Annotated in this window: 25 protein-coding genes; 12 read left to right on the top strand and 13 right to left on the bottom strand. The window is 65.8% G+C overall.

Features of this window, described 5'->3' with window-relative positions; all coding sequences use genetic code 11:
* The first annotated feature begins 70 nt into the window (after positions 1-70).
* Positions 71-1,873: a glucan ABC transporter ATP-binding protein/ permease gene (locus ACS5Q0_RS04740; RefSeq protein WP_473125448.1), complete on the top strand. Its 1,803-nt coding sequence runs from the start codon at positions 71-73 to the stop codon at positions 1,871-1,873.
* On the top strand, positions 1,870-2,772 hold the full coding sequence (locus ACS5Q0_RS04735; RefSeq protein WP_473125447.1) for an alpha/beta fold hydrolase: 903 nt from the start codon (positions 1,870-1,872) through the stop codon (positions 2,770-2,772). The genes ACS5Q0_RS04740 and ACS5Q0_RS04735 overlap by 4 nt, the downstream gene beginning before the upstream one ends.
* Before the next feature lie 7 nt (positions 2,773-2,779).
* On the opposite strand, the gene ACS5Q0_RS04730 is transcribed toward ACS5Q0_RS04735, so the two are convergent.
* Genes ACS5Q0_RS04730 through ACS5Q0_RS04720 form a run of 3 tightly spaced genes read right to left on the bottom strand, consistent with a single transcriptional unit; the run spans position 2,780 to position 5,852 of the window.
* The gene (locus ACS5Q0_RS04730) at positions 2,780-4,081 is read right to left on the bottom strand and encodes an HlyC/CorC family transporter (protein WP_473125446.1); all 1,302 of its coding nucleotides are present in this window, start codon (positions 4,079-4,081) and stop codon (positions 2,780-2,782) included.
* On the bottom strand, positions 4,078-5,226 hold the full coding sequence (aroB, locus tag ACS5Q0_RS04725) for a 3-dehydroquinate synthase (RefSeq protein WP_473125445.1): 1,149 nt from the start codon (positions 5,224-5,226) through the stop codon (positions 4,078-4,080). Before aroB ends, ACS5Q0_RS04730 begins: the two co-directional genes overlap by 4 nt.
* Positions 5,223-5,852, bottom strand: coding sequence for a shikimate kinase (locus ACS5Q0_RS04720; protein WP_473125444.1), 630 nt, complete (start codon positions 5,850-5,852; stop codon positions 5,223-5,225). The genes aroB and ACS5Q0_RS04720 overlap by 4 nt, the downstream gene beginning before the upstream one ends.
* A 134-nt stretch (positions 5,853-5,986) precedes the next feature.
* On the opposite strand from ACS5Q0_RS04720, the gene ACS5Q0_RS04715 reads away from it, so the two are divergent.
* Both ACS5Q0_RS04715 and xerD read left to right on the top strand, forming a co-directional pair.
* Positions 5,987-6,136 (top strand): histidine kinase, encoded by a 150-nt coding sequence (locus ACS5Q0_RS04715; RefSeq protein WP_473125443.1) that lies wholly within the window; start codon positions 5,987-5,989, stop codon positions 6,134-6,136.
* Positions 6,133-7,062 (top strand): site-specific tyrosine recombinase XerD, encoded by a 930-nt coding sequence (xerD, locus tag ACS5Q0_RS04710; protein WP_473125442.1) that lies wholly within the window; start codon positions 6,133-6,135, stop codon positions 7,060-7,062. The genes ACS5Q0_RS04715 and xerD overlap by 4 nt, the downstream gene beginning before the upstream one ends.
* Positions 7,063-7,068: 6 nt before the next feature.
* On the opposite strand, the gene metW is transcribed toward xerD, so the two are convergent.
* A complete protein-coding gene (gene metW / locus ACS5Q0_RS04705) occupies positions 7,069-7,713 on the bottom strand; it encodes a methionine biosynthesis protein MetW (protein ID WP_473125441.1) in 645 nt (214 codons plus the stop codon).
* Positions 7,713-8,882, bottom strand: coding sequence for a homoserine O-acetyltransferase MetX (metX, locus tag ACS5Q0_RS04700; protein WP_473125440.1), 1,170 nt, complete (start codon positions 8,880-8,882; stop codon positions 7,713-7,715). Before metX ends, metW begins: the two co-directional genes overlap by 1 nt.
* 840 nt (positions 8,883-9,722) lie before the next feature.
* Between metX and ACS5Q0_RS04695 the strand changes: the two genes are divergently transcribed.
* The 3 genes from ACS5Q0_RS04695 to ACS5Q0_RS04685 all read left to right on the top strand — a co-directional run bounded on the left by ACS5Q0_RS04695 (position 9,723) and on the right by ACS5Q0_RS04685 (position 12,722).
* Positions 9,723-10,562 (top strand): chorismate mutase, encoded by an 840-nt coding sequence (locus ACS5Q0_RS04695; protein ID WP_473125439.1) that lies wholly within the window; start codon positions 9,723-9,725, stop codon positions 10,560-10,562.
* Positions 10,563-10,675: 113 nt separating this feature from the next.
* Complete coding sequence (hisC, locus tag ACS5Q0_RS04690; RefSeq protein ID WP_473125438.1) at positions 10,676-11,779, top strand: histidinol-phosphate transaminase; 1,104 nt, start codon at positions 10,676-10,678, stop codon at positions 11,777-11,779.
* Positions 11,772-12,722, top strand: coding sequence for a prephenate/arogenate dehydrogenase family protein (locus ACS5Q0_RS04685; RefSeq protein WP_473125437.1), 951 nt, complete (start codon positions 11,772-11,774; stop codon positions 12,720-12,722). Before hisC ends, ACS5Q0_RS04685 begins: the two co-directional genes overlap by 8 nt.
* Positions 12,723-12,949: 227 nt before the next feature.
* On the opposite strand, the gene ACS5Q0_RS04680 is transcribed toward ACS5Q0_RS04685, so the two are convergent.
* Positions 12,950-13,249, bottom strand: coding sequence for a hypothetical protein (locus ACS5Q0_RS04680; protein WP_473125436.1), 300 nt, complete (start codon positions 13,247-13,249; stop codon positions 12,950-12,952).
* A gap of 20 nt (positions 13,250-13,269) precedes the next feature.
* Positions 13,270-14,319 carry a DUF2125 domain-containing protein gene (locus ACS5Q0_RS04675; protein ID WP_473125435.1) on the bottom strand — a complete coding sequence of 350 codons (1,050 nt, stop codon included), beginning with the start codon at positions 14,317-14,319 and terminating at the stop codon, positions 13,270-13,272.
* A 123-nt stretch (positions 14,320-14,442) separates the two neighbouring features.
* Between ACS5Q0_RS04675 and ACS5Q0_RS04670 the strand changes: the two genes are divergently transcribed.
* Entirely contained in the window at positions 14,443-14,979 is a 537-nt protein-coding gene (locus tag ACS5Q0_RS04670) for a gamma-glutamylcyclotransferase (protein WP_473125434.1), read from the top strand.
* On the opposite strand, the gene ACS5Q0_RS04665 is transcribed toward ACS5Q0_RS04670, so the two are convergent.
* The 5 genes from ACS5Q0_RS04665 to ACS5Q0_RS04645 form a co-directional block, all read right to left on the bottom strand.
* On the bottom strand, positions 14,967-15,365 hold the full coding sequence (locus tag ACS5Q0_RS04665) for a hypothetical protein (protein WP_473125433.1): 399 nt from the start codon (positions 15,363-15,365) through the stop codon (positions 14,967-14,969). The genes ACS5Q0_RS04670 and ACS5Q0_RS04665 overlap by 13 nt on opposite strands.
* 95 nt (positions 15,366-15,460) lie before the next feature.
* Positions 15,461-16,225, bottom strand: a complete 765-nt coding sequence (locus ACS5Q0_RS04660; protein WP_473125432.1) for a lysophospholipid acyltransferase family protein — start codon at positions 16,223-16,225, stop codon at positions 15,461-15,463.
* Positions 16,226-16,455: 230 nt separating this feature from the next.
* Complete coding sequence (locus ACS5Q0_RS04655; protein ID WP_473125431.1) at positions 16,456-17,247, bottom strand: YdcF family protein; 792 nt, start codon at positions 17,245-17,247, stop codon at positions 16,456-16,458.
* A gap of 81 nt (positions 17,248-17,328) precedes the next feature.
* The gene (locus tag ACS5Q0_RS04650) at positions 17,329-18,309 is read right to left on the bottom strand and encodes a cell division protein FtsX (protein ID WP_473125430.1); all 981 of its coding nucleotides are present in this window, start codon (positions 18,307-18,309) and stop codon (positions 17,329-17,331) included.
* A 5-nt stretch (positions 18,310-18,314) separates the two neighbouring features.
* Positions 18,315-18,938 (bottom strand): cell division ATP-binding protein FtsE, encoded by a 624-nt coding sequence (locus ACS5Q0_RS04645; protein WP_473125502.1) that lies wholly within the window; start codon positions 18,936-18,938, stop codon positions 18,315-18,317.
* Positions 18,939-19,309: 371 nt separating this feature from the next.
* Here ACS5Q0_RS04645 and hpt point away from each other — a divergent pair, with 371 nt between their 5' ends.
* Positions 19,310-19,879, top strand: a complete 570-nt coding sequence (gene hpt / locus ACS5Q0_RS04640; RefSeq protein ID WP_473125429.1) for a hypoxanthine phosphoribosyltransferase — start codon at positions 19,310-19,312, stop codon at positions 19,877-19,879.
* Here the strand turns inward: hpt and ACS5Q0_RS04635 are convergent, their stop codons facing one another.
* A complete protein-coding gene (locus ACS5Q0_RS04635) occupies positions 19,880-20,389 on the bottom strand; it encodes a TspO/MBR family protein (RefSeq protein ID WP_473125428.1) in 510 nt (169 codons plus the stop codon).
* A gap of 71 nt (positions 20,390-20,460) precedes the next feature.
* Between ACS5Q0_RS04635 and ACS5Q0_RS04630 the strand changes: the two genes are divergently transcribed.
* The 3 genes from ACS5Q0_RS04630 to ACS5Q0_RS04620 all read left to right on the top strand — a co-directional run bounded on the left by ACS5Q0_RS04630 (position 20,461) and on the right by ACS5Q0_RS04620 (position 24,708).
* Positions 20,461-21,615 (top strand): trans-sulfuration enzyme family protein, encoded by a 1,155-nt coding sequence (locus tag ACS5Q0_RS04630; RefSeq protein ID WP_473125427.1) that lies wholly within the window; start codon positions 20,461-20,463, stop codon positions 21,613-21,615.
* A 158-nt stretch (positions 21,616-21,773) separates the two neighbouring features.
* The gene (locus tag ACS5Q0_RS04625; protein WP_473125426.1) at positions 21,774-23,717 is read left to right on the top strand and encodes a bifunctional 2',3'-cyclic-nucleotide 2'-phosphodiesterase/3'-nucleotidase; all 1,944 of its coding nucleotides are present in this window, start codon (positions 21,774-21,776) and stop codon (positions 23,715-23,717) included.
* Between the two features lie 268 nt (positions 23,718-23,985).
* Entirely contained in the window at positions 23,986-24,708 is a 723-nt protein-coding gene (locus ACS5Q0_RS04620) for a hypothetical protein (RefSeq protein WP_473125425.1), read from the top strand.
* Positions 24,709-24,725 lie beyond the last annotated feature (17 nt).

Here is a 24,725-nt window from a genome sequence, read left to right as displayed (position 1 = left end):
AGGATTACGAAACTCCCTGCGGCGAGAGGAGTTCTCCCCTTGAATTTCGCCGTGCTGGCAGGTTGATCCCATGCGGTTGATCAGGCTTTACGTACGCGTTCTGGGCCAACTCGGGTCGGACCTGAGGATTGGCGCATTGCTTGCCCTGGCGAATGTCGCGCTCGCCATATCGGCCTTTGCCGAGCCGATCCTCTTCGGCCGCATCATCGACGTTCTGACCCGCGCACAGATCCCGGGCTCGGCGCCCGTCACCTTCCCGGTGCTGATGCCCCTGATCCTGGCGTGGGTGGCCTTCGGCCTCTTCTCCATCGGCGCGGGCGCTCTCGTAGCGCTCCATGCGGACCGGCTGGCTCATCGCCGCCGTCTCGCGGTGGTGGCCAATTACTTCGAGCATGTCCTCGAACTCCCGCTGGCCTTTCACACCACCACCCATTCAGGCCGTGTACTGAAGGTCATGCTGGAAGGCTCGGGTGGCATGTCCTGGCTCTGGCTCGGCTTCTTCCGCGAGCACTTCTCGGCGCTCATCGCTCTTGTGGTGCTCCTGCCGCTCACCGTCTTCCTGAACTGGCGGCTGGGGCTGCTCCTCGTGGTGCTCGTCGGCGTCTTTGCGGTGCTCACCGCCGTCGTGCTGCGCAAGACCGAGACCCTGCAGGGCACTGTCGAGCGCTATCACTCCAATCTCGCCGAGCACGCCTCCGACGCCCTCGGAAACGTGCCGGTCATTCAATCGTTCACGCGCATCGAGGCCGAGAGCCGGTCGCTGCGCGTGATCATCCAGCAGTTGCTGCAGGCGCAAAATCCCGTTCTGTCCTGGTGGGCGCTCGCCTCCGTGGCCTCCCGCGCCTCGGCGACGATCACGGTCACGGCCATTTTCCTGCTCGGCACCTGGCTGCATCTCAGCGGCCTGGCGACCATCGGCGAGATCGTCATGTTCATGAGCATGGCCACGATGCTGATCGGGCGCCTGGAGCAGGCGGTGAGCTTCGTCAACCAGCTCTTCATGCAGGCGCCGAAGCTGCAGGAGTTCTTCGAAATTCTCGATACGACGCCCGCCGTTCACGATCGTCCGAACGCCAAGGCCGTGGATCGCTTCCACGGTGAGGTCGTGTTCGACGATGTGAGCTTCTCCTATGATGGAAAGCGTTCCGCCGTGCAGGACGTGTCATTCGCGATCCGGCCGGGCGAGAACGTGGCGCTGGTCGGCGCGACCGGCTCGGGCAAATCGACGACGCTCGGTCTCCTGCACAGGGCTTTCGACCCGCAATCCGGCTGCATCCGCATCGACGGCGACGACATCCGCGACCTGTCTCTCGCTTCCCTTCGGCGCAACATCGGGGTTGTGTTCCAGGAGCCGATGCTCTTTGCCCGCACGATCCGGGAGAACCTCCAGGTCGGACGTCCCGATGCGACGGATGCCGAGATGATCGAAGCCCTGAAGCGCGCACAGGCCATCGAGTTCATTTCCCGTCAGGCGGAAGGGCTCGACACGGTCGTCGGCGAACGCGGGCGCTCCCTGTCGGGCGGCGAGCGACAGCGCCTCTCCATCGCGCGCGCCTTGTTGAAGAATCCGCCGATCCTGATCCTCGACGAAGCGACGAGCGCCCTCGACGCGGCGACCGAACAGAAGCTGCAGCGGGCTCTCGACGAGGTCATGAAGGGGCGCACGACCTTCGTCATCGCCCATCGGCTCGCCACCATCCGGAATGCCGACCGGATCCTGGTTTTCGACCAGGGACGCGTTGTCGAGACGGGGACTTTCGACGAGCTCGTGGCCAGGGGCGGACGCTTCGCGGAGCTTGCCCGTGCGCAGTTCATGGCCACGGAAGAGCCAGCAGGGCAGGTGGTGCGGGAGGCCGCAGCCGCGCCCGCATGAACGTGGTTTCAACGTCTCGGGAAAGCATCGTGCACGCGATCGATCCTCACACACCAGGCATCCGTCTCGAGGTCAACGGAATCACGCTTCACGGCATCGATGCCGGTCCGAAGGATGGTCCCCTGGTTATCCTGCTGCACGGATTTCCCGAATTCTGGTGGGCCTGGCGCTATCAGATCGAGCCACTGGCGAAGGCGGGCTTTCGCGTCTTCGCGCCGGATCAGCGCGGTTACAATCTCAGCGACAAGCCGGAAGGCCGCGGCGCGTACGATCTCGATACGCTCGCTCGGGACGTCGTCGGCCTGAGCGATGCGCTGGGATACGGCAGATGCTCTCTCGTCGGTCACGATTGGGGCGGCCTCGTGGCCTGGTGGGCGGCTTCGCGTCACCCGGACAGGATCGAGCGGCTCGTGGCGATCAACGCGCCGCATCCGGCTATCGCCGGCGATTATATGCGCCGTCATCCGAGCCAAATGCTGAGGAGTTCGTATATCGGGCTCTTTCAGTTGCCCTCTCTGCCCGAGATGCTGTTTTCGGCATGGGACCACGGGGTTCTCAAGCGAACGCTCCGGCGCACCAGCCGGCCCGGCACGTTCTCGGAACCGGATCTCGCCGAATATGAAAAAGCCTGGAGCCGCCCCACTGCGCTCACGAGCATGCTGAACTGGTACCGGGCGCTGCCGCTCAGGCCGCCGGATCGCTCACCCGGCGCCCTCGCGATGCCGGTTCTGGCGATCTGGGGCATGCGCGACCGGTTCCTGGAGTTCGGTCTCTGCGAGCGGAGCCTGGCGCTCTGCGCTCACGGCAGGGCGATGCCGGTCCGGCAGGCGACCCATTGGGTTCATCTGGAGGAGTCCGAGACAGTCAACGAGGCGCTGATCGGCTTCCTGAAGCCGTGAGTGACCCTCAGCTTTCCCGGGCACGGGCGAGAGCGAGAGGCGTGATCCTGAGCGCCGTGATGCGGTTCCGCGATTTGCGCAGGACCTGGAAGCGGAAGCCGTGGAAGGTGAAGATCTGCCCCGTGTCGGGGATCGTCTGCGCCTCGTGGATCACGAGACCGGCGATGGTGGTGGCCTCCTCGTCCGGCAGGTTCCAGTCCATGGCGCGGTTGAGGTCGCGGATCGGCACCGATCCGTCCACGTTCACCGAGCCGTTCGGCTGGGGGCGTACGCCCTGCACCGAGAGATCGTGCTCGTCCTTGATGTCGCCGACGATCTCTTCGAGGATGTCCTCCAGGGTCACGAGGCCCATCACCTCGCCGTATTCGTCCACCACCAGGGCGAAGTGGGTTTTCTTGGCGAGAAAGGCCTTGAGCTGATCGCGCAGCGACGTGGTGTCCGGCACGAACCAGCTCTCCAGCGCAATCGCATCCACCTTCAGCTTGCTGGCATCGCCGCCGACGGCGTCGAGGGCGCGCAGCAGGTCCTTGGCATGGAGAACGCCGACGATGTTCTCCTGGCTGCCGCGCCAGAGGGGCATGCGCGTATAGGGCGAGGAGAGAACCTCGCGCACGATCTCCTCCGAGGAGAGATCGGCATTGATGGTGCGCATCTTGGTGCGGTGGACCATGACTTCCGAGACGGTGAGGTCCTCGAGATCGAGCAGGCCGCCCAGCATGTCGCGCTGCACTTTCGCGACGCCGCCTTCCTTGTGCAGGAGCGCGACCTGGCCGCGGATTTCCTCCGATGCGGAGAGGATCGGCGTGTTCTCGCCGATCCGGATGCCGAAGGGACGCAGCATCAGGCGCACCAGCCGCTCGATGGCGATGGCGATTGGGCCGAGGAACGCCACGACCCATGACATGGGTCGCGAGAGAAACAACGAGACACTGTCGGGAGACGAAATGGCGATGGTCTTGGGCAGCACCTCGGCGAACACGATCACCAGCGCCGACATGATCGCGGTCGCATAAAGGGCGCCGCCATCCCCGAAGATCGCCACGAGCACGCTGGTGGCGAAGGCCGACACGCCGATATTGACGATGTTGTTGCCGATCAGAACCGTGCCGATGAAGCGCTCGCGCATCTCCAGGAGGCGGTTCACCAAGCGGGCGCGCTTGTCGCCGCCTTTTTCCAGCATGAGCATGCGGGAGCGGGATGCGCCGGTGAAGGCCGTCTCGCCCGCCGAGAAAAAGCCCGACAGCAGAAGACAGAAGATGACGACAAGGGCGGCAAACCAGAGGTCGCCGGAAGAGGATGCCTCGGTCATGATGACGGCGCGTCGATTTCACTCGTCAGGAAGGAGCGGACCTTCTCGGCCTCGATGCCCGGAGCGATGAAGCTCCGTCCGATCCCCCTCGCGAGAATGAACGTGAGGGATCCGCCTTTCACTTTCTTGTCCTGTGCCATGGCGTCCAGAAGCTCGTCGACCGTGCCGCATCCGCCCGGTACATGGGACAGCCGCGTGGGAAGTCCAACGCTCGTCAGATGCGCCTCGACGCGCTCGGCCTCCGACAGGGCGCAGAGCCCGAGAGCGGCTGAGAAACGGAAGGCGAGGTTGAGGCCGATGGCGACGCCCTCGCCGTGGACGAGGCGGGCGGAGTTGTAACGCGTGATCCGCTCCAGGGCGTGGCCGAAGGTATGGCCGAGATTGAGCAGCGCACGGTCGCAGGTCTCGTGCTCGTCGCGCACCACGACGGCAGCCTTGGCGCGGCAGCTCTGCGCGACGGCCTCGTCACGTTCCGGGCCGCCCTCGAAGATGCCCTTCCAGTTCGCTTCGCACCAGGCGAAGAAACGCGCATCGTCGATGAGGCCGTATTTCGCCACCTCCGCGTAGCCCGCGCGCATCTCGCGGACGGGAAGCGTGTCGAGGAGGGCCGTATCGGCCAGAACGAGGCTCGGCTGGTGGAAGGAGCCGACGAGGTTCTTGCCGTGGCGCGAATTGATTCCGGTCTTGCCGCCGACGGAGGAATCGACCTGCGAGAGCAGGGTGGTGGGCACCTGGACGAAGCGCACGCCGCGACGCACCACGGCGGCGGCGAAGCCCGCGAGATCCCCGATCACGCCGCCGCCCAGCGCAATCACGAGGTCGCCGCGCTCGATCCGGGCTTCGAGCACGGCGTCGCAGACGCGCTCCAGATTGGCATAGGACTTCGTCGCTTCTCCCGGCGGAAGGGTGAGTACGGAGCTGCGCAAGCCATGGGCCGCGAGAGACTGGCTCAGGGCCTGGGCATAGAGGGGACCCACATGCTCGTCGGTCACGATCGCCGCGGCGCGGGCGCCGAGGGCCGCGATGCGCGGGCCCGCGCTCTCGATCAGGCCGCGCCCGACCAGGATGTCATAGGCCCTGTCGCCGAGGGGAACCGGCACTGTGATCATCGATGCGCTGCTGGCGTGAGCCGGTACGCTGCTCATTCGGCATTCCCCTGCTTTTCTCTGTCGAACCAGCCGCTCAGGGCCCTGATGATGTCGGCCACCACGCGATCGTGCGGCGCCTCATGGGAATCGATGGTGAGATCGGCCAGGGCATAGACCGGATGGCGGATGTCCATGAGCCGGCGCATGGTCCCTTCCGGGTCGGGATTGCGCAGGAGAGGCCGGGTGTCGCGCTTGCGCACCCGCCGCATGAGGATATCGAGGTCGGCTTTCAGCCAAACGGAAATGCCGCGCTCGGCGATGTTCCGGCGGGTCTCCTCGTTCATGAAGGCGCCGCCGCCGGTCGCCAGCACCATGGGGCCCTCCTGGAGCAGGCGCGCGATGACCCGGCGCTCTCCGTCGCGGAAATGCTCCTCGCCGTGAATGGCGAAAATGTCGGGGATCGTCATGCCGGCCGCAGCCTCGATCTCATGATCGGCATCGCGGAACGGCAGTTTGAGCGTCTGGGCCAGTCTGCGGCCCACCGTGCTCTTTCCGGCGCCCATGAGGCCGACGAGCACGATCGACCGCGTGCCGAGCTGGCGACCGAGGGGGTGGCCGCGTCGGCGAGTGTCCGTCTGCCCGCCGGCTTCATCGAGCGGATTGAAGCGGCTGATTTCGTTCATGGCCCTGTCCTAGCACGGGTCCCGGCTCTGTCACAGGGGCTTATCGGTCTCCCGCGAAAGGCCCAACTCAAGGTTAGGTCTTGCCTTTGCGGCCTATGCGTGTTTCTACCGGAGGAACGCTCAAAGAGGATCCATTGCCTACGCTCTTCCGGTTTCTCCTCGTCGTCGCCATTCTCGCGGGCCTCGGATTCGCGGCGATGTACGCGCTGGCGACCCTCGTTCATCCGGATCCCCGCGAGATCACGGTGCCGGTTCCCACCCCGCGAGCCCCCTCGTCCTCATGACCGGGGCGCGCCAGGCCAGTCTTTTCCTGGACATGCTCGCCGCCGAGCGCGGCGCTTCCAAGAATACGCTCGAGGCCTACCGGCGCGATCTCGACGATTATCTCGCCTATCTCCGTGAAGCAGGCGCTCAGCCCGATACGGCCTCCGCCGCCACGATCCGCGGCTTCATGGCAAGCCTCGAGGAGAGGGGACTGAAGGCCTCCTCCGCCGCCCGCAGGCTCTCCGCCATCCGCCAATTCCACAAGTTTTTATACGTGGAGGGCTATGCCCCCGCCGACCCGACGGCAGCCGTCTCGGCTCCCAAGCGGGGCAGGGCCCTGCCCAAGGTTCTCTCGGTCGATCAGGTCGACCGCCTGCTGCGGGCGGCCCACGAGGGCGTTACCCGACCGGAAGCCTCGCCCGCCGAGCGGCTGCGGGCGGCCCGCATGGCCTGCCTGCTCGAGCTCCTTTACGCCACGGGCCTGCGCGTCTCGGAGCTGGTGTCTCTGCCCCGCAGCGCGGCCAGGACCCGCGACCGCTTCCTCGTGGTTCGCGGCAAGGGCGCCAAGGAGCGCCTCGTGCCTCTCACGGACGCGGCCCGGGACGCGGCCCGGGCCTACCTCGCGCTGCTGGAGGAGCAGGGGAAGGGGACGGGCCCCTGGCTGTTTCCCGCTGACAGCGAAACCGGCTACCTGACCCGGCAGTCCTTCGCGCGGGACCTGAAGGTCGCCGCCTCGGGCGCGGGGCTGCGCGCCGACATGATCAGCCCCCACGTGCTGCGCCATGCCTTCGCGAGCCATCTGCTCCAGAACGGCGCGGATCTGCGCATCGTGCAGGAGCTTCTGGGCCATTCCGACATCTCGACCACGCAGATCTACACGCATGTGCTGGACGAGCGCCTGAAGAGCATGGTCCGCGACCTGCACCCGCTGTCGTCGGGGGAGTGACGCGCCTTACTTCCGCTTGAGCAGGAACACGCCCTGGTCGCCGAGCAGGTTCCACACCCACCAGGGCAGGCTCACCTGCATGGGCGTGCCGCCCGCGTTGAGGGCGACCGCCTTTTCCATCTGCGCGCCGACGTCCCGGCACAACTCCACGAAATCGCGGATGGTGCAGAAGTGGATATTGGGCGTGTCGTACCAGGAATAGGGCAGGTTCTCCGTCACCGGCATCCGGCCACGCAGCGCCAGATCCACGCGCACGCGCCAATGGCCGAAATTCGGAAACGACACGATGGCCCGGCGGCCGATGCGCAGAAGATGTTCGAGCACCACGCGCGGCTGGCGCGTCGCCTGGATCGTCTGCGAGAGGATCACGTAGTCGAAGGCGTCGTCCGGGTAATCGGCGAGGTCCGTATCCGCATCGCCCTGGATCACCGGCAGGCCCTTGGCGAGGCAGGCGTTCACCCCTTCGCGGGACAGCTCGATGCCGCGTCCGTCCACGTTCTTGCTGTCCCTCAGGAGGGAGAGCAATGCGCCGTCGCCGCAGCCCACGTCCAGCACGCGGGAGCCGGGCTCCACCATCTCGGCGACGAGCAGGAAGTCGAGGCGGTGGCCGGTGATGCTGTCGGTGGCTGGCACGGCGAGGCTCGATGCCATCACGCGATCCCCCGCACCCGGGCCGCGGCGTCGATGAAGCCGCACGCGGCCGCGAACATCTCGGGCTCGTCGAGCAGGAAGGCGTCGTGGCCCTTGTCGCTTTCCACTTCCACGAAGGCGACCGATGCGGCCGCCGCGTTGAGCGCATGGACGATGGCGCGCGAGTCCGATGTCGGGAACAGCCAGTCGGAGGTGAAGGAGATCACGCAGAAGCGCGTGGCCGTGCCCTTGAAGGCTTTGGCGAGCGAGCCGCCCTGCTCGGCGGCGAGATCGAAATAATCCATCGCGCGCGTCATGTAGAGGTAGGAATTGGCGTCGAACCGCTCGACGAAGGAGATGCCCTGATAGCGCAGGTAGCTCTCGATCTGGAAATCGGCGTCGAAGGAAAAGGTCGGCGCGCTGCGGTCCTGGAAGTTGCGGCCGAATTTACGGTGCAGAGCGACTTCGGAGAGATAGGTGATATGCGCGCCCATGCGGGCCACCGCGAGGCCCTTGGAGGGGCGCGTGCCTTCGAGCAGGTAGCGTCCGCCGCGCCAGTCGGGATCGGCCATCACGGCCTGGCGCCCGACCTCGTGGAAGGCGATGTTTTGCGCGGAATGGCGCGCGGCGGTGGCGATGGGCAGGGCCGCGAAGACCCGTGTCGGATAGCTCGCCGCCCATTGCAGCACCTGCATGCCGCCCATGGACCCGCCGATGACGCAGAACAGGGTCTCGATGCCGAGCTTGTCGATCAGGGCCGCCTGCGCGCGCACCATGTCGCGGATGGTGACCACCGGAAAATCGAGCGCGTAGGGCTGGCCCGAAGCGGGGTCGGTGGAGGCCGGGCCCGTGGTGCCCATGCAGCCGCCGATCACGTTGGCGCAGATCACGAAGAAGCGGTTCGTGTCGACCGGCCGGCCCGGGCCGACCATGGTCCGCCACCAGCCGGGCTTGCCCGTCACCGGATTGTCGTTCGCCGCATGCTGGTCGCCGGTGAGCGCATGGCAGATCAGCACCGCGTTCGACCTTTCGGCGTTCAGCGTGCCGTAGGTCTGGTAGGCGATCTGCCAGGGGGCGAGCGCGATCCCGGCGTCCATCATCAAGGGCTCGTCCGCGCCAAAGCGCATGACAAGGCTCGACGGGTCGTCGGCTTGGCTTCGCGCTTCGAGGGAGAGAGAGGACAAGGTCATGGATGAACCGCTGCTGCGTTCGGTTTGCCGAACAAGCCGTAATTCGAACAGGTCCGGCCGTCAACGAACATGACGTCCGATGCGGTGTATTCGCCCGAGGGCAGGGCAAGATTGTCAAAGAGCGGACGGCATGGAGGATCGGCCTCGGGGCTGGTCGGCACCGAGGGGGAGCAGTCGAGGGGTCGCGCGAGGAGCGGTCCGGCTCGATGGAGAATGGTGATGGCTGGGGAACCCGACGGCTCCTCGCGCACGGTTCTTTTAGGCGGACTGTCGACGCAGGCTCCGGGATGCCGTTGGCGAGCGCGCCTGCCGTTGCGTCCTGCGACGCGCCGGAGCAGGCGGGCGGCTGTGCATGCCCGGACCCCTGGGCCGAGCCAGGGCCTCCCGTCAGCTCAGGCTGCGTGGCCTGGAGCGCGGGACCGTGTCCCGGCTCCACAACCTGCGACGCCTCGCGAGCGCGCCCCTCGGTGAGCCGGGACAGGTCACGATATAGCTTAGCTTGCCGAGCCTGTCAAGAACAAAGATGGAACATGCCGCCACGCCATCCCTCGGCCACTCTGCCGCTTCCGCCGCTCTCCGTCATGGCCGTCCCCGGACTTGATCCGGGGATCAGACCCGGCCACCCACGTCTTGAGAACCGCAACCGGAGAAAGACGGGGATCCCCGGCTCAAGGCCGGGGATGACGAGAAGAAGTCCTAAACGACGGAAGATCCAAACGACGGGAAGAGTCGTCACGAGGGAGGACCCGAGGAAGGGGGAATGGGTGTCATGCTCGGCGAGGGATGACAAAGGGCGGCAAAATGGTCAAAGAAGAGCGCACGTTCCGAGAGATTGAAGCCATGACCCGCGAGAAGCCCGTTCCGTCCCTTGCCGAGCTGCGCCAGGAGATCGACCGCATCGACGAGGCGATGCACCGGCTGCTCATGGAGCGCGGCACCATCATCGACCGGCTGATCGAGTCCAAGAAGGCTTCCGAGACGGGCCTCAGCTCGGCTTTCCGTCCGGGCCGCGAGGCCTCGATGATGAAGGCGCTGGCCGAGCGCCACCAGGGCCTGCTGCCCCTCGACACGGTGGAGAGCATCTGGCGGGTGATCATCGGCACGTTCACTTATGTGCAGTCCAACTATTCGGTCCATGCCGACGTCTCGGGCGGCGATGCGCCGATGCGCGACTCGGCCCGGTTCCATTTCGGCTTCACGGTGCCCTACATCACCCATCCGAGCGCGGCGGCCGTCATCGAGGCGGTGGCGGGCTCGAAGGGTGATCTCGGCATCTTCCGGCTCGACCAGGGAGCCACCAGCGGCGCCTGGTGGCGGACGCTTGCCGAGAAGGACCGTCCGAAGGTCATCGCGCGCCTGCCCTTCATCGAACGCCCGGACCATCCGGCGGGCACCCCGGTCTTCGTCATCTCCAAGCCTCTCACCGACGCCGCCGTGCGCGACGTGGTGCTCTATGCGGCCCAGTTCGAGCGCTGGCACAAGGGAGCGAACGAGGCGCTGACGCGGCTCGGGGGTGAGGTGGTGGCGAGCGCCGCCGACGCCAACGGCCTGTCGGAGCTGATCGCCGTTCCCGGGACCGTGGAGGCCGCCCGCCTCCAGCACGAGCTGACGGAAGCAGGCGCCAGCCTCGCCCAGCTCGCCGAGATCGGCAGCCACGCCGAACGTTTCCGCGTGAATTGATCGCGAAGCTGCGCTAGAGCATGTCCCGGCGAAGTGGGCGCCGGTTCGCCGATGAGGACATGCTCCGAAATCGAAGAATCCCCGTTCGCCATTGATCGTTTAGGAAGTTGCCCATGTCCGCCCGTCCCGAACCCCGTCCCGGCGTGATGCAGATCGACGCCTATGTGCCCGGCAAGAGCAAGGCCGCAGGGGTCTCGAAAATCTACAAGCTCTCCTCCAACGAGACGCCGCTCGGCCCCTCGCCGAAGGCGATGGAGGCGGTCAGAACGTTCGACCATCTGGAGCTTTACCCGGACGGCTCGGCCACACGCTTACGCGAGGCAATCGCCGCGAAGTATGGCCTCGATCCCGCCCGCATCGTCTGCGGCGCGGGTTCGGACGAGCTGCTCACGCTCATCACCCACGCTTATGTCGGTCCGGGCGACGAGGGCATCTACAGCGAGCACGGCTTTCTCGTCTATCGCATCGCGATCCTCGCCGCCGGCGGCACGCCGGTCGTGGCGAAGGAGAAGGATTACCGTACGGATGTGGACGCGATCCTCGCGAAGGTCACGGACAGGACGAAGATCGTCTTTCTGACCAATCCCAACAACCCGACCGGCACCTACATTCCCTTCGACGAGGTGAAGCGCCTGCATGCGGGCCTCCCTTCCCATGTGGTGCTGGTGCTGGATGCGGCTTACGCGGAATACGTGCGCCGCAACGATTACGAGGCAGGCCTCGAACTCGTGGCCACCGCGGAGAACGTGGTGATGACGCGCACGTTCTCGAAGATCTACGGCCTTGCGAACCTGCGCATCGGCTGGATGGTGGCGCCCCCGCACATCGTCGATGCGGTGAACCGCATTCGCGGACCTTTCAACATGAACGGGCCCGCCATGGAGGCCGGCATCGCCGCGATCCAGGACGAGGAGCACGTGGCGAAGGCTTGCGCGCACAACGAGCAATGGCTCGCCTGGCTGACGAAGGAAATCGAGGCGCTGGGGCTGAAGGTGACGCCGAGCGTCGCCAACTTCCTGATGATCCATTTCCCGGATGAGCCGGGCAGGACCGCGAAGGACGCGGACGCCTTCCTGTCCGGCCGTGGCCTGATCCTGCGCCGGATCGAGGCTTATGGCCTGCCGCACGCCCTGCGCCTGACCGTGGGCAGCGAGGAGGCGAACCGCCTCGTCGTCGAGGCCCTGCGCGATTTCGTGAATGGGGGCAAGAATGCCTGAGCGTCTCGGACCTCCCCATAAGACGCCGTTGTTCGACCGCATCGCGCTGATCGGCCTCGGGCTGATCGGCTCGTCCATTGCGCGCGCGGCGAAGCATCTCAACCTTGCGGGCACAGTCGTCGCCATCGACCGCAGCGAGGAGGTGGTGGCGCGGGTGCGCGAACTGGCCATCGCCGACGAGGCGACGACCGATCTCGTGGCGGGCGTGCAGGGCGCCGATCTCGTCATCCTGTGCGTGCCCGTGGGCGTCTGCGGCGCTGTTGCCGAGGCCATGAGGCCGGGGCTGAAGCCCGGCTGCATCGTGTCCGACGTGGGCTCGGTGAAAGGCTCCGTGGTCGCGCAGGTCCAGCCGCACCTGCCCGAGGGCGTTCATTTCGTGCCGGCGCATCCGGTGGCGGGCACGGAGCATTCGGGCCCGGACGCGGGCTTCGCGACGCTCTTCCACAATCGCTGGTGCATTCTCACGCCGCCGGAGGGCGCGGACGAGAGCGCCGTCGAGCGCATGCGCGCCTTCTGGACCGCCATGGGCTCGAACGTGGAGATCATGAGCGCGCAGCACCACGATCTCGTGCTCGCCATCACGAGCCACGTGCCGCATCTGATCGCCTACAACATCGTGGGCACGGCGGCGGATCTGGAGACCGTCACGCAAGGCGAAGTGATCAAGTTCTCCGCCGGCGGCTTCCGCGACTTCACGCGCATCGCCGCGTCCGATCCCACCATGTGGCGCGACATCTTCCTGCACAACAAGGACGCGGTGCTCGAAATGCTCGGCCGCCTCAACGAGGACATCGCGCTGCTCGCCCGCGCCATCCGCTGGGGCGAGGGCGACAAGCTGTTCGACCTCTTCACCCGCACCCGGGCCATCCGCCGCGGCATCATCTCGTCGGGCCAGGAAACGCCGGAGCCCGATTTCGGGCGGCGGCGCGAGGACAAGGCGTAATCCGTCGAGCCGCAGGCTGCTCCTTCGTCGTCATGGCCGGACTTGATCCGGCCATCCACGTCTTGGGAAACACCGCGCTTTCAAGGCGTGGATCCCCGGGACAAGCCCGGGGATGACGGAGTCGGGAATTGGAGGGACGCCCTCGATACAGCGGCTGCAGCCCGGCATTCCGGATCCTGGCAGGACCCATCATAAGAGCGCCGTTGTTGAGGATCGGTGGCGGGCGGTTAGCTTTCACTCAGCCATGATTCATAACCGGCTCCAATGAGCCGGTTTTTCACCTGGATAAGAACGACGGCGTCCGCCTTGTCTGTCGTCACGGACCGCATCACGTCATTCCATGCCTGCTCCTCGTCCACGCCGTAGGCCAGACTCATGACCTGCGACAGGTTGCGATCAGATAGATCTTCGTAGAGCAAGGACAGAAGAGCCATGTACTCGGCTTGCGCAGGCAATACCGGAAATGCCTGCTTCACCATGGTGAGTGTGCTGCGCAGATGCTCCGGGACAGACTGATCCGTCTTCATGCAGGCCCTCCTGTCAGATCTCAATAAAGCGGCTGCAGCCTGAAGTTCGGGATCACGAACGGGCCCATGGCCAGAAAGCCGTTGCTGAGGGTGAGCGGCGGCAGCTGGGCCAGCTGCGGCTGCCCGTTGGCCTTGGCTGGCGCGCGCGGGTTCTGCCCGAGCAATGCGCCCAGGAGAGCGCCGCCCGTGCGATTGCCCGTGATGTTGCCGATGAGGCCGTCGAGGCCCGCGGCGGCGACATTGAGCTGGCCCGCGGGGCGGTGTTCCGCGTCGAGGCTGAGCTGGCCCTTCGCCTCCAGGCGGCGCGGCCCCTTGGCCACGGACAACATCAGCACGTCGAGCACGCCGCCGGCGCCGCGCCAGCGCTCGAGTTCCTCGGCGAGGGGGCGTCCCTGAAAATCCGCCGTCTGGGTCGCCGTGACATCCGCGTTCAGGTCCGTGAGTTCCGTGCCGCCGATCAGCGCATCGAGCTGGGGGATGCTCGCCTGCTTCACCGACAGGGCGGCGTCGTAGGCCTTTTCCGAGGCGCGGGCGGGGTTGGGCCTCAGATGCAGCTCCAGATGCTGTCCGGAGGTTGCGATCTCCTGGGGCAGGAGCCCCGCCAGCGTGAATTTCGGCGCATTCGCAGCGATTGAAAGACGCTGGAGCCCGGTCTGAGAGGCATGAATGCTCGCCTGCAGCAGATCCCACCGGCCCTGCAGCGTCACCTTGCCGTCGCTCACGCGCAAAGGTCCCGCGATCTCGGCGATCACGAGGCGCGGCTGGTAGACCTGCGCGATGGCTTCCGTGCGCCCGAAGGACGCGGTCACCGCGCCCTGCTTCAGGGAGAGGGTATTGCAGATCAGCTCGATGCGGAACGGATAGCCCGCGATGGTGCGGTCGGTGCAGGTCCATTGCCGCCCGATGCGCTTCTCCGCCTCGAGCCAGGCGTCGAGCGTCTCGGCCGCGCGGTTGCGGATCACGAACCACGCCACGCTCCAGGCGACGGCGACGAGAAGCAGCAGGATGAAGGGCGTGTAGAGCCAGAAGCGGCTGTGACGCCTGCTTTCCGCTGGGATGGCCTCGGCCATGCAAGATCTCCTGTTGTGCGGCTGCTTGGTAACTGGTAGCGCCCCGGAGGAAAAGTGGTCTCCGCTTTTCCGCGGGAGCAGGCGGCTTAAAAAGCAAAACGGGCAAGGTTCAGGCAGAGAACGATGATGGACGGCTCGGAGGATCTGTGGGTTTTCGGCTACGGCTCCCTCATGTGGAGGCCGGGATTCCCCTTTGTCGAACGCCGCCACGCGCATCTCTACGGCTATCACCGGGCGCTATGCGTTCTCTCTCATGTCCATCGCGGGACGCCCGACAATCCGGGCCTCGTGCTCGGCCTCGACCGGGGTGGGCGCTGCCACGGCGTCGCCTTCCGGGTCGCGCGGGAGGAGGCCCGGACCACTGTGCATTACCTGCGCGAGCGGGAGCAGGCCACGAGCGTCTATCTGGAGCGGCATCTGCCCGTCCGGCTCGATGACGGGCGCGCGGTCGCGGCCCTGGGCTACGTGGCCGACCGCAAGCACGAGCAATATGCCGGGACGCGCTCCTTCGAGGAGGTGCTGGCCCTGGTCCGGCAGGGGGTGGGGATCTCGGGGGCCAATCCCGATTACGTGCGCTCGACCCACGAGCATCTTCTGGGCATGGGCGTGGTCGATCCGCTGATGCAGCGGCTCGTCGCGGCGCTCGATCAGGAAGCCTGATCCGCGTTCTCGCGCAGGTCGGCGAGAATTTCGCGGCGGCGTGCTTCCGTATCGGCAAGGCGATGGATGTGGAGTTCGGACGCGCCGCGCTCCCGCGCCCGGTCGAGCCACCGGGAACGCGTGTCCAGCCCCGGTGCGCTGCCCGCCAGGACGGAATCGATCACGTGCGCCGTGCCCGTCTCGTCACGGCCGACGGCGAGGATCACCGCATCGGTGACCTCCATCAGTTCCGTCAGGTCGAGGGGATGCACGCCGACGATGTAGCGGCGGCCCGACAGGCCGCGCCAGGAGCTCAAGGTGGCGGAGGAGCGAAGTCCCGCCGTTGCTCTCAACCGTTCCTCGCGCACGCCAGCCCTCCGCATCCGGTCGTTGCGGAGATCCCGCATGGCCGTGTTCCAGGATATGGTCCGTTTGTTCGCCATTTGTTCTTATATATAGGAAGGGCGAAGCCGGCCGTCAAGATTTCGAAAGCTTAGCAGTATCAGATATTTGAGGTCGCGGGCGACGGAGCCGGATCGGGGAGGCCGAGCTCACGCCGTCCTTCCGCCAGCAGCCTGTTGGAGGCATCCTCGATGCCCGACTGCACGCGCTGGAAGAACTCCTCGCGGGGCAGGCCGGGAGCGATGGGGTCGAGGATCTCGACCCGGATCGTGCCCGGGCGGCGGATGAACTGGCGGCGGGGCCAATAGAGGCCGGAATTCAGCGCGACCGGAATGCAGGGGAATCCCAAATTCTGATAGAGATGCGCCACGCCGTATTTGTAGGCCGGGGGCGCTCCCGGCGGGCGGCGCGTGCCCTCGGGGAAGATGATGATCTGACGGCCGTGCCGGGCTTCCTCCTTCGCGCGGGCCGTCATCTGCACGAGCGCCTGGGAGCCTGCCTTGCGGTTCACCGGCACGCATTGCGCCTTGCGCAGATACCAGCCGAAGAAGGGAATCCACATCAGCTCGCGCTTCAGGATGAAGGTCGGGTCGTCGAAAATCGTCAGCAGCGCGAAGGTTTCCCAGAGAGACTGATGCTTGGCCGCGACGAGAGCTCCGCCCGCCGGGACCTTCTCGGCCCCGCGAACCTCGATCTTCGTGCCGGCGAGAACCCGCAGCAGCCAGAGGGACACGCGCGCCCAGAGCTGGACCAGCCGCAGGAAAACCCGGCGCGGGACCAGAGAGGCCGGAATCAGGATGATCAGCCAGAGGACGAGGTTGGCGTAGAAGGCGAGGTTGAACAGCAGGGAGCGGGCGAACAGCATGGCTTCGTGAAAAGGAAAAAGCGGAGCATGAGGCTCCGCGGGCGGAGCACCTTAGCGCATCGCGCGAAAAAGTGGACCCGTTTTCCGGCGGGGCGAACGCGGCAGGGGCGGGGCTTCTTCCCCCATCGTCATCCCCGCCTTGGGCCGGGGCTCCACGTCTTTACCCGGTGCAGCTCGTGAAGACGTGGATGGCCGGGTCAAGCCCGGCCACGACGAAGGTGGAGCGGCCTTCAGCGCACAGTCGTTTCGGCATTCGCCCGCAGGCTGGGAGCGCCGCCGCTGATGAGGTGGGCGACCGACGAGCGTTCCGGGTCGTCCTCGAAGCGGGTGCGAAGCCAGACGGCCAGGAACTTCAGATATTCGGTGGCCAGGATCTTGGCCGTCGTCGGATTGCGCCACCATTCGTGCGGATCGATGGTCGCCGCGACCGGATAGGGGATTTTCTGCAGGTTCGGCAGCGCGTGATCGAGTTCCACCATGGTGCGGGGCATGTGGTAGTTCGAGGTCACGATGATGATCGTGTCGAACCCGTTCGCTTCGGCCCAGCGGCGCGTCTCGATGGCGTTGCCGATGGTGTTGCGGGCCCGGTAATCCAGGTCGACGCAGCACTCGAAGAGCTGCCGCTGGCCGGGGTTGAGCCGTGAGATCTGGTCGCGGCTGGTCTTCTCGTTGACGCCGGAGATCAGGAGGCGCTTCGCATAGCCTTTCGCCAGGAGGTCGATGGCGTCGCCGATGCGCTGCGCGCCGCCCGTCAGGGCCACGATGCCGTCGGCTCGTGTTTCCGGCCGCTGCTCGAACCGGTCGAGGCTGTAGACGAAGGCGAGAAAGCCGAAAAAGCCCATGAGGCAACAGGCGAGGAAGCCCCAGGCTCCGATGCCGAGGAGGCGCCGGGTCAAGGACCGTCTGGCGGGTGGCGCGTGATCGCCGTGCATCGTCCAGCGCCAGCCTAGGGCTTCAGCGGGTTCCATCGTGTCCGGCGTCGCCCAGTTCTGCGTCGGCCAAGTCTGCGTTCGCGAGGTCATCCTGGGCGATGATAGGGGTGAATGCGGCAATGGAGAGGCAGCTCTCTTTATCCACGGAAGATGATCACAGGTAACTGAGGATCAACCATTTCCGTTAAGAAAACGTCTCACCGTGAGCCGCGACACGATGCCTGTGATCAGCGCCACCAGGAGCGCGATCAGGACCACGACCGCATAGCCGGTCCAGCTGATGCTGAAGGCGCCGAACAGGGCTTCGATCTGGTCGCCCGCCGGGCTGGCGCGCCAGGAGCGGGTGATCAGCCCGAGAACGACGATCAGGACCAGGGCCGCGCCTGATCCGACGGCGCTGCCGCGCAGGCCGAGTTTGAAGAAGCGGCGCTGGAACTCCTTGGCGATGAAGTCGTCGTTCGCGCCCACGAAATGGAGCACCTCCACCACCTCCTTGTTGCCCGCCATCGCTCCCCGCGTGGCGAAGATGACGGCAAGCCCCGCCGCGACGAGAACGAGCGCGACCAGGAAGATGCCGGTGCCGATGATCGTGTTGGCCATGGTCGAGAGGCGGGAGACCCAGAGCGCGTGATCGTCGAGAGTCGCGCCCGGAACCTGCTTCTGGAGGCTCAGGCGCAAGGGGGCGAAATCGGGCCGCGCATCCCCTTTGAGCTTGATGACGATGAGGCGCGGGACGGGCAGGTCCTTGAAGTCGAGGCCGCTTCCGAGCCACGGCTCGAGCAGGCGCTCCGATTCCTCCTTCGTGAAGGCCTGCGCCTGCTCGACTCCCGCCGTCTGGCGTGCCAGCGCAACGGCCCGTGCGACGTCGTCGTCGATGGCGCGCTGGGGATTGGGGCGGATCTGGATGGTCACCTCGCGGGCGATCTCCGAACGCCATTGCGCGGAGCTGGTGGCGATGAGTTCCGCGCCGCCCGCGCAGAGGGCAGCGAGAAACGTGAGGATCGCGATGACGGCGGCGAGCGCCTGCCCCCCCGCCGAGTCGACGGGAACGAGAGGCGCGTTGCGGCTCAGCGAGGCGGGCACGGAGCGTTTCTCGCTCCCCTTCGCTTTGTCCCGGGCGGCTTTCCTCAGGTGGGGCTGGGGCGCGTTCATCCGGCTCACTCGTCGATATGCAGCCTGCCGTCGCCGAGCACGAGGCGGCGGACGTTGAGCTGATCCATGAGGCTGAAATCGTGGGTGGCGATCACCACCGAGGTTCCGAGCCGGTTGAGCTCGATGAACAGGCGCAGCAGCCGCCGGGCGAGAGAGGGATCCACGTTGCCGGTGGGTTCGTCCGCGAGCAAAAGGTCGGGCCGCACGATGAGGGCGCGGGCGATGGCCGCGCGCTGCTTCTCGCCGCCCGAGAGCACGGGCGGCAGCATGTGCATTCGGTCCCCGAGGCCAACCCAGCGCAGAAGTTCCACGACCTCGGCGCGGTAGCTCGATTCCTCCTTGCCCTGGACACGCAAGGGAAGGGCGACGTTCTCGTAGGTCGTCAGATGATCGAGCAGACGGAAATCCTGGAACACCACGCCCATGCGCCGGCGAAGCCCGGTCAGCTCGTCCTTGGAAATCCTGGCGACGTCCTCGCCGAACAGGGAGATTAGGCCGCGCGTCGGCTTGACCGAGAGCAGGATGAGGCGAAGCAGCGTGGTCTTGCCCGCGCCGGAAGGGCCCGTGAGGAACTGGAAGGAGTTCGGCTCGATGGAGAAGGTCAGGTCGCGCAGGACCTCGGGCCCCATGCCGTAACGCACGCCCACATTCTCGAAATGCACGGACGGAGCCGCCGTGCCCTCATCGAATTCCTCGTCGTAATAGGCTCTCACGCGCGCCTGAATCCTCCGGAGAAGCTGACGAAATGATGGACCCGAGATGTCGGTCGCGGGCGATTCGTCCCGTTATCGCCCCGTTATGGTTAGCAAGCCATAAACTTGCCGGTTGAGGACGCAAAGCGAAGCGGTCGTGGAACATTGACGCAGGATCGGGGTGAGGGGACTTCGAAGGCCCGGATTCGCCTGGAAAATCGCGAAGTCCGTTTGACTTCCGCGCTCCGCCATGGTCGACAAGCGAGAGACATTTGAATTTTTCTGCGAATTTTCTGGACTGACCGACGATGACCGCTGCTCACCGTATCCGGGTTCTCTTCGACGAAGACACCATCGCCAAGCGCATCGAGACGCTGGCGCAGGCCATCGCGGATTCCAAGCCCGAGAACCTGCTCGTCGTCGCCATCCTCAAGGGCAGCTTCATGTTCGCGGCGGACCTGATCCGTGCGTTGCACAGGGCGGGTCTCGCGCCGCAGGTGGAGTTCGTGCACCTGTCCAGCTATCTCGACGGAACCGTTTCAACGGGCCAGGTCACCATTCTTCGCGATGTCGAAAGCGACGTGCGCGGCCGCGACGTGCTGCTCGTGGACGACATCCTCGAATCCGGCCGCACGGTCACCTTCGCCAAGGACCTGCTGATGGCCCGCGGCGCGAAGAGCGTGAAGACCACCGTTCTCCTGGAAAAGCCCGGCAAGCGCGCCGTGAGCATCGATCCGGATTATGTCGGCTTCACCTGCCCCGACGTGTTCGTCATCGGCTACGGCATGGATGTGGCCCACTCGTACCGTCAGCTCCCGTTCGTCGGCGTCCTCGACCGCCACGACACCAATCCGGACCTGTTCGACAAGCGGGATTGATCAGCCGTTCATCTGCCAGACCGCTCCGTTCAGGGCCGTCGCGAACAGCACCCAGGCGAGATACGGCGCGAGCAGCAGGGCCGCAGTTCGGTCGAGGGCCCAGAAGGCGCGCATCGTCGCCAGGATCGCGACGATCAGGGCGAGGATGACGATAAGGCCCGCGATCGGGCTGTGCGCGCCGAAGAAGGCGAAGGACCACAGGCAGTTCAAGGCCAGTTGCACGAAGAACGTCCCGATCGCACCGGAGCGGTCGGGGCTGTCCTTGGGCAGGGACAGGATGCGCCAGAGCGAATAGGCCATCAGCGCGTAGAGCAGGGTCCACGCGACCGGAAAGGCCCAGTTCGGCGGCGTGAATCCCGGCTTTTGCAGGCCGGCATACCAGTTCGGGATATTCGGGGAGGTGACGAGGCTTCCCGCGATCCCGACGGCCACGACCGGCAGCACGGCGATCAGGAGCCGCTGGAGCGGCGGTGTTGCATGGCTGCCCGGCATGGTTTGATCTGTCCGCATCCCGAAAGTTCCTTTATGTCGGCTGCATGATTTCCAGGTGACGAAACCTGTCACGCTTCCGGAGGTTCCTCATGTCGTCGTCCCGTCTCCCCTGGTCGAAGCGCAGCCTGACCGCCCAGGCCATGGGCCATGTGGATCCCATCACCAAAGCCGTGGTGCCGCCGATTCATATAGCCACCACCTATATCCGCGACGAGGACAATGCCTATTCCTCCGGCTACGTCTATGGCCGCCCCGACAACGCCACGATCCGCGAGGCGGAGGAAGTGCTGGCCATGCTGGAGGACGCGCAGGCCGGTGCCCTGCTGTTCTCCTCCGGGATGGCGGCGGCCACCGCCGTGTTCCAGGCGCTCAATCCCGGCGATCACATCGTCGCCTCCAAGGTGATGTATTGGGCCCTGCGCAGCTGGCTGATGACGGAAGCCGTGCGCTGGGGGCTTTCGGTCGATTTCGTGGAGACGGATGATCTCGATGCCGTGCGCGCCGCCATGATCCCGGGTCGCACCAAGCTGGTCTGGGCCGAGACGCCGTCCAACCCCCTCTGGACCATCACCGACATCGCCGCCGTGGCCGAGATCGCCCATGCGGCGGGGGCGCGGCTCGCGGTCGATTCCACCACCGCCTCGCCGATCCATACGCGGCCGCTGACCCTTGGCGCGGACATCGTCATGCATGCGGCGACCAAGGTGCTCAACGGCCACTCGGACGTGGTGGCGGGCGCGCTCGTGGGCGCCAAGGCCGACGAGTTTTGGGCGAAGGTCGCCTCCATCCGGAAGATGCAGGGGGCGATCCTCGGTCCCTTCGAGGCCTATCTGCTCATACGCGGCATGCGCACGCTCCATGTGCGCGCGGCCGCTCAGGCGAAAAGCGCGCTCGACCTCGCGCAGCGCTTCTCCGCCCACCCGAAGGTGGCGCGGGTTCTCTATCCCGGCCTGCCGCAGCATCCTGGCCACGACATCGCCGCGCGGCAGATGGAGGGGGGCTTCGGCTACATGCTCTCCATTCAGGTGACCGACGGAGAGGCCTCCGCGATCCGGACCGCCGCGAAGGTGCGCCTGTGGAAAAGGGCCACGTCGCTCGGTGGCGTCGAGAGCCTCATCGAGCATCGCGCGTCCATTGAAGGCCCCGGAACGCCGTGCCCGCCGGACCTGCTGCGCCTGTCCACTGGCATCGAGGACGTGGAGGACCTGTTCTCCGACCTCGACGAGGCGCTCAGGGCGTCCTGAGGGCATTCTTCGCGTCATGGCCTCCCCGGCACAAGGCCGGGGATGACGGAGGTAGATCCTCGTCCCGCGGGGATCCCTCAGCCGGCTCTCTTGATCCTGTCATAAAAGGTGTGCTCTCCTCCGATTAAGGAACATCGTTCCATAAGGGGAAGCCGTCCATGACATCGTCGATCACCCGCCGCCGCGTCCTTCAAACCGGCGTGGCCGCCGCCGCCCTCACGGGCCTCCCGCACTTCGCCTGGGCGGCCGGCCCGGTGGTGAAGCTCCGCATCCTGGAGACCACCGATCTCCACGTGAACATCTTCCCTTACGATTATTACCGCGATGCTCCCGACGACACGGTCGGCCTGGCGCGCACGGCGACTCTCGTGAAGGCGGCGCGGGGCGAGGCGAAGAACAGCCTGCTCTTCGACAATGGCGACATCATCCAGGGTTCGCCGCTCGGCGATTACGTCTCCTACCGCAAGGGCATGAAGAAGGGCGACGTCCATCCCATCGTGGCCGCCATGAACACCCTGAACTATGATTGCGGCACGCTCGGCAACCACGAGTTCAATTACGGCCTCGAATTCCTGCAGAACTCCCTCGGCGCTGCGAAATTCCCGGTCGTCTGCGCCAACGCGATCAAGGCGGACGGCGAGACCCTCTACAAGCCCTGGCTCGTCCTCGACCGCGAATTCACCGACGAATCCGGCGCCAAGCAGAAACTGAAGATCGGCGTGATCGGCTTCGTGCCGCCGCAGATCGTGCAATGGGACAAGGCCAATCTCGACGGCCGGGTGACCACGATCGACATCGTCGATGCGGCGAACAAGCATGTGCCCGATCTGAAGAAGGCAGGCGCCGACATCGTCGTCGCGCTCTGCCACTCCGGCATCGCGGGCGGCGAGCGCAAGGGCGGCGAGGAGAATGCGGCGCTGCATCTGGCCAAGGTCGACGGCATCGACGTGATCCTCACCGGCCACCAGCATTTCGTGTTCCCGGGCGGCAAGGAGTTCAACAACATCGAAGGCGTCGACGTGCAGAAGGGCACGCTGCACGGCAAGCCCGCCGTCATGGCGGGCTTCTGGGGCAGCCATCTCGGCCTCGTCGACCTCGATCTCGTGAAGGATGGCGACGCCTGGAAGGTCGCGCAGTTCCGCACCGAGGCGCGTCCGATCTACGATCGCGTCGACCGCAAGGTGGTGGCGAAGGTGGATTCGGAAGCGGGCGTGATCGCCGCCGTCCAAGCCGACCATGACGCCACGCTCAAATACGTGCGCGAGCCCGTCGGCTCCACGGCGGTTCCGATCCATTCCTACTTCTCGCTCGTTTCCGACGATGCTTCCGTGAAGCTCGTCGCCGAGGCGCAGGCCTGGTACGTGGCGGATCAGCTCAAGACCTCGGCCTTCAAGGACCTGCCGATCCTCTCGGCGGCGGCTCCCTTCAAGGCGGGCGGCCGCGGCGGCCCGAACTACTTCACCGACATCAAGCCCGGCCCGCTCGCCATCAAGGACATGGCGGACATCTACATTTATCCGAACACGATCCGCGTGGTGAAGGTGACGGGCGCGCAGGTGCGCGAATGGCTGGAGCGGTCCGCCGGGATCTACAACCAGATCGATCCGGCAAAGGGCGGCGAGCAGGAGCTCGTCAACGCGAAGTTCCCCGCCTACAACTTCGACGTCATCGCGGGGGTGCAGTACAAGATCGATCCGACGCAGGCCTCCCGTTACGACGACAACGGCAAGGTCGTGAACGCCGATGCGCACCGCATCAAGGACCTGACCTACAACGGCAAGCCGGTGGCGGACGATCAGCAATTCCTCGTCGTCACGAACAATTACCGCGCGGGCGGCGGCGGCAACTTTCCCGGCAACGACGGCACCACCATCGTGTTCGAGGCGCCCGACCTCACCCGCGACGCGATCATGCGCTACATCGTCGAGAAGAAGGAAGTCGCGCCCAAGGCCGACGGATCCTGGTCGCTCGCCGTGCCGGCGGGCGTCACCATGACCTTCACCACCGGCCCGAACGCCGCCGCCTACCAGCCGGCGGGCATCAAGGTCGAGAAGATGGGCGATGCTCCGGAAGGATTCGTCAAATACCGCATTGCCGGGTGATTCTTCTGCACGGGCGATGGGGAGCGGCCGGGTTCAGCCCGGCCGTTTTCGTTGGGGCCCGCTGCGTCCTTATGTCCGTCGCACATATTCGAGGCAAATCTGCCCGTGTGCGAACGGATTTTCGGGATTTGTTCGCACGTCCGAATCGGCTTTGATGAATATTTGTTCATCGTCAAGGCTATAATGAGGTTTGTCTCTTTGTTAAACGAATTGAATTCGAATGAATTACGTACATTGTCGGTTTTAAGATTATATTCTTTGTTGATCCATGCCTTTTCAATCTCGGAACATCGCTGCCTTCCTCGTTTGTCTTCTCGGGCTCGTCTCCGCGGCCCAGGCGCTTGAGGACAGCGGGGGAAGCACGGCCGAAAGTCAGGTGTGGGACATCGGCAACGTCGTTGCGCGCCGCGCGGAGCCTCCGAGAACAGCCTTTTCCCTGAGCCGCACCCAGACATGGGCGAATGGTCTCGCCTCGTCGCGCATCCCCGCCTTTGCGCCGTCTCCCGTCGACCGGACGCTGGGAGCGAAGATGCAGCCTTTTCAGGACTGGAATGTCCTGATCGGCACGGAGCTGACCCGCAGCGGCGGGGAGGGCGGGTTCCTCTCGTCGAAAGCCATGTGGGAATCGTCCTGGTCGCAGGCAGTGGAGAGGCTCGGAGGCCTCACGTTCGGCCTCTCGACGACGGGTTCCGTCGACAACGCCCAGGCCGATTATCTCCAATCGTTCAGCGGAAGCCTGAACGTGCCGCTGGATCTGCCCCTGAACGCATGGAACCTGGAGCTCCGGTTTTCGCCCAATATGAATGTGGACGTTTCGAAGGGCGCTCTCAGCTCGAACCTGACGTCGGAACTCGTCGGGCAGACGGTGCTCAGCCCGCAGAATGCGGCCTTCCAATCGGTTCTCGACGTTTCGGTCGGGTATAATCTCGCTCCCGATGCGCGCCCGGCCGCAGCGGCGCGGCTGCAGCTCACGATATCGCCGAAGCTCTGAACGGAAACCGCTGCGCC

Source organism: Microvirga sp. HS2 (assembly GCF_055792805.1).
This window is presented reverse-complemented; position numbering and strand designations above follow the sequence as displayed.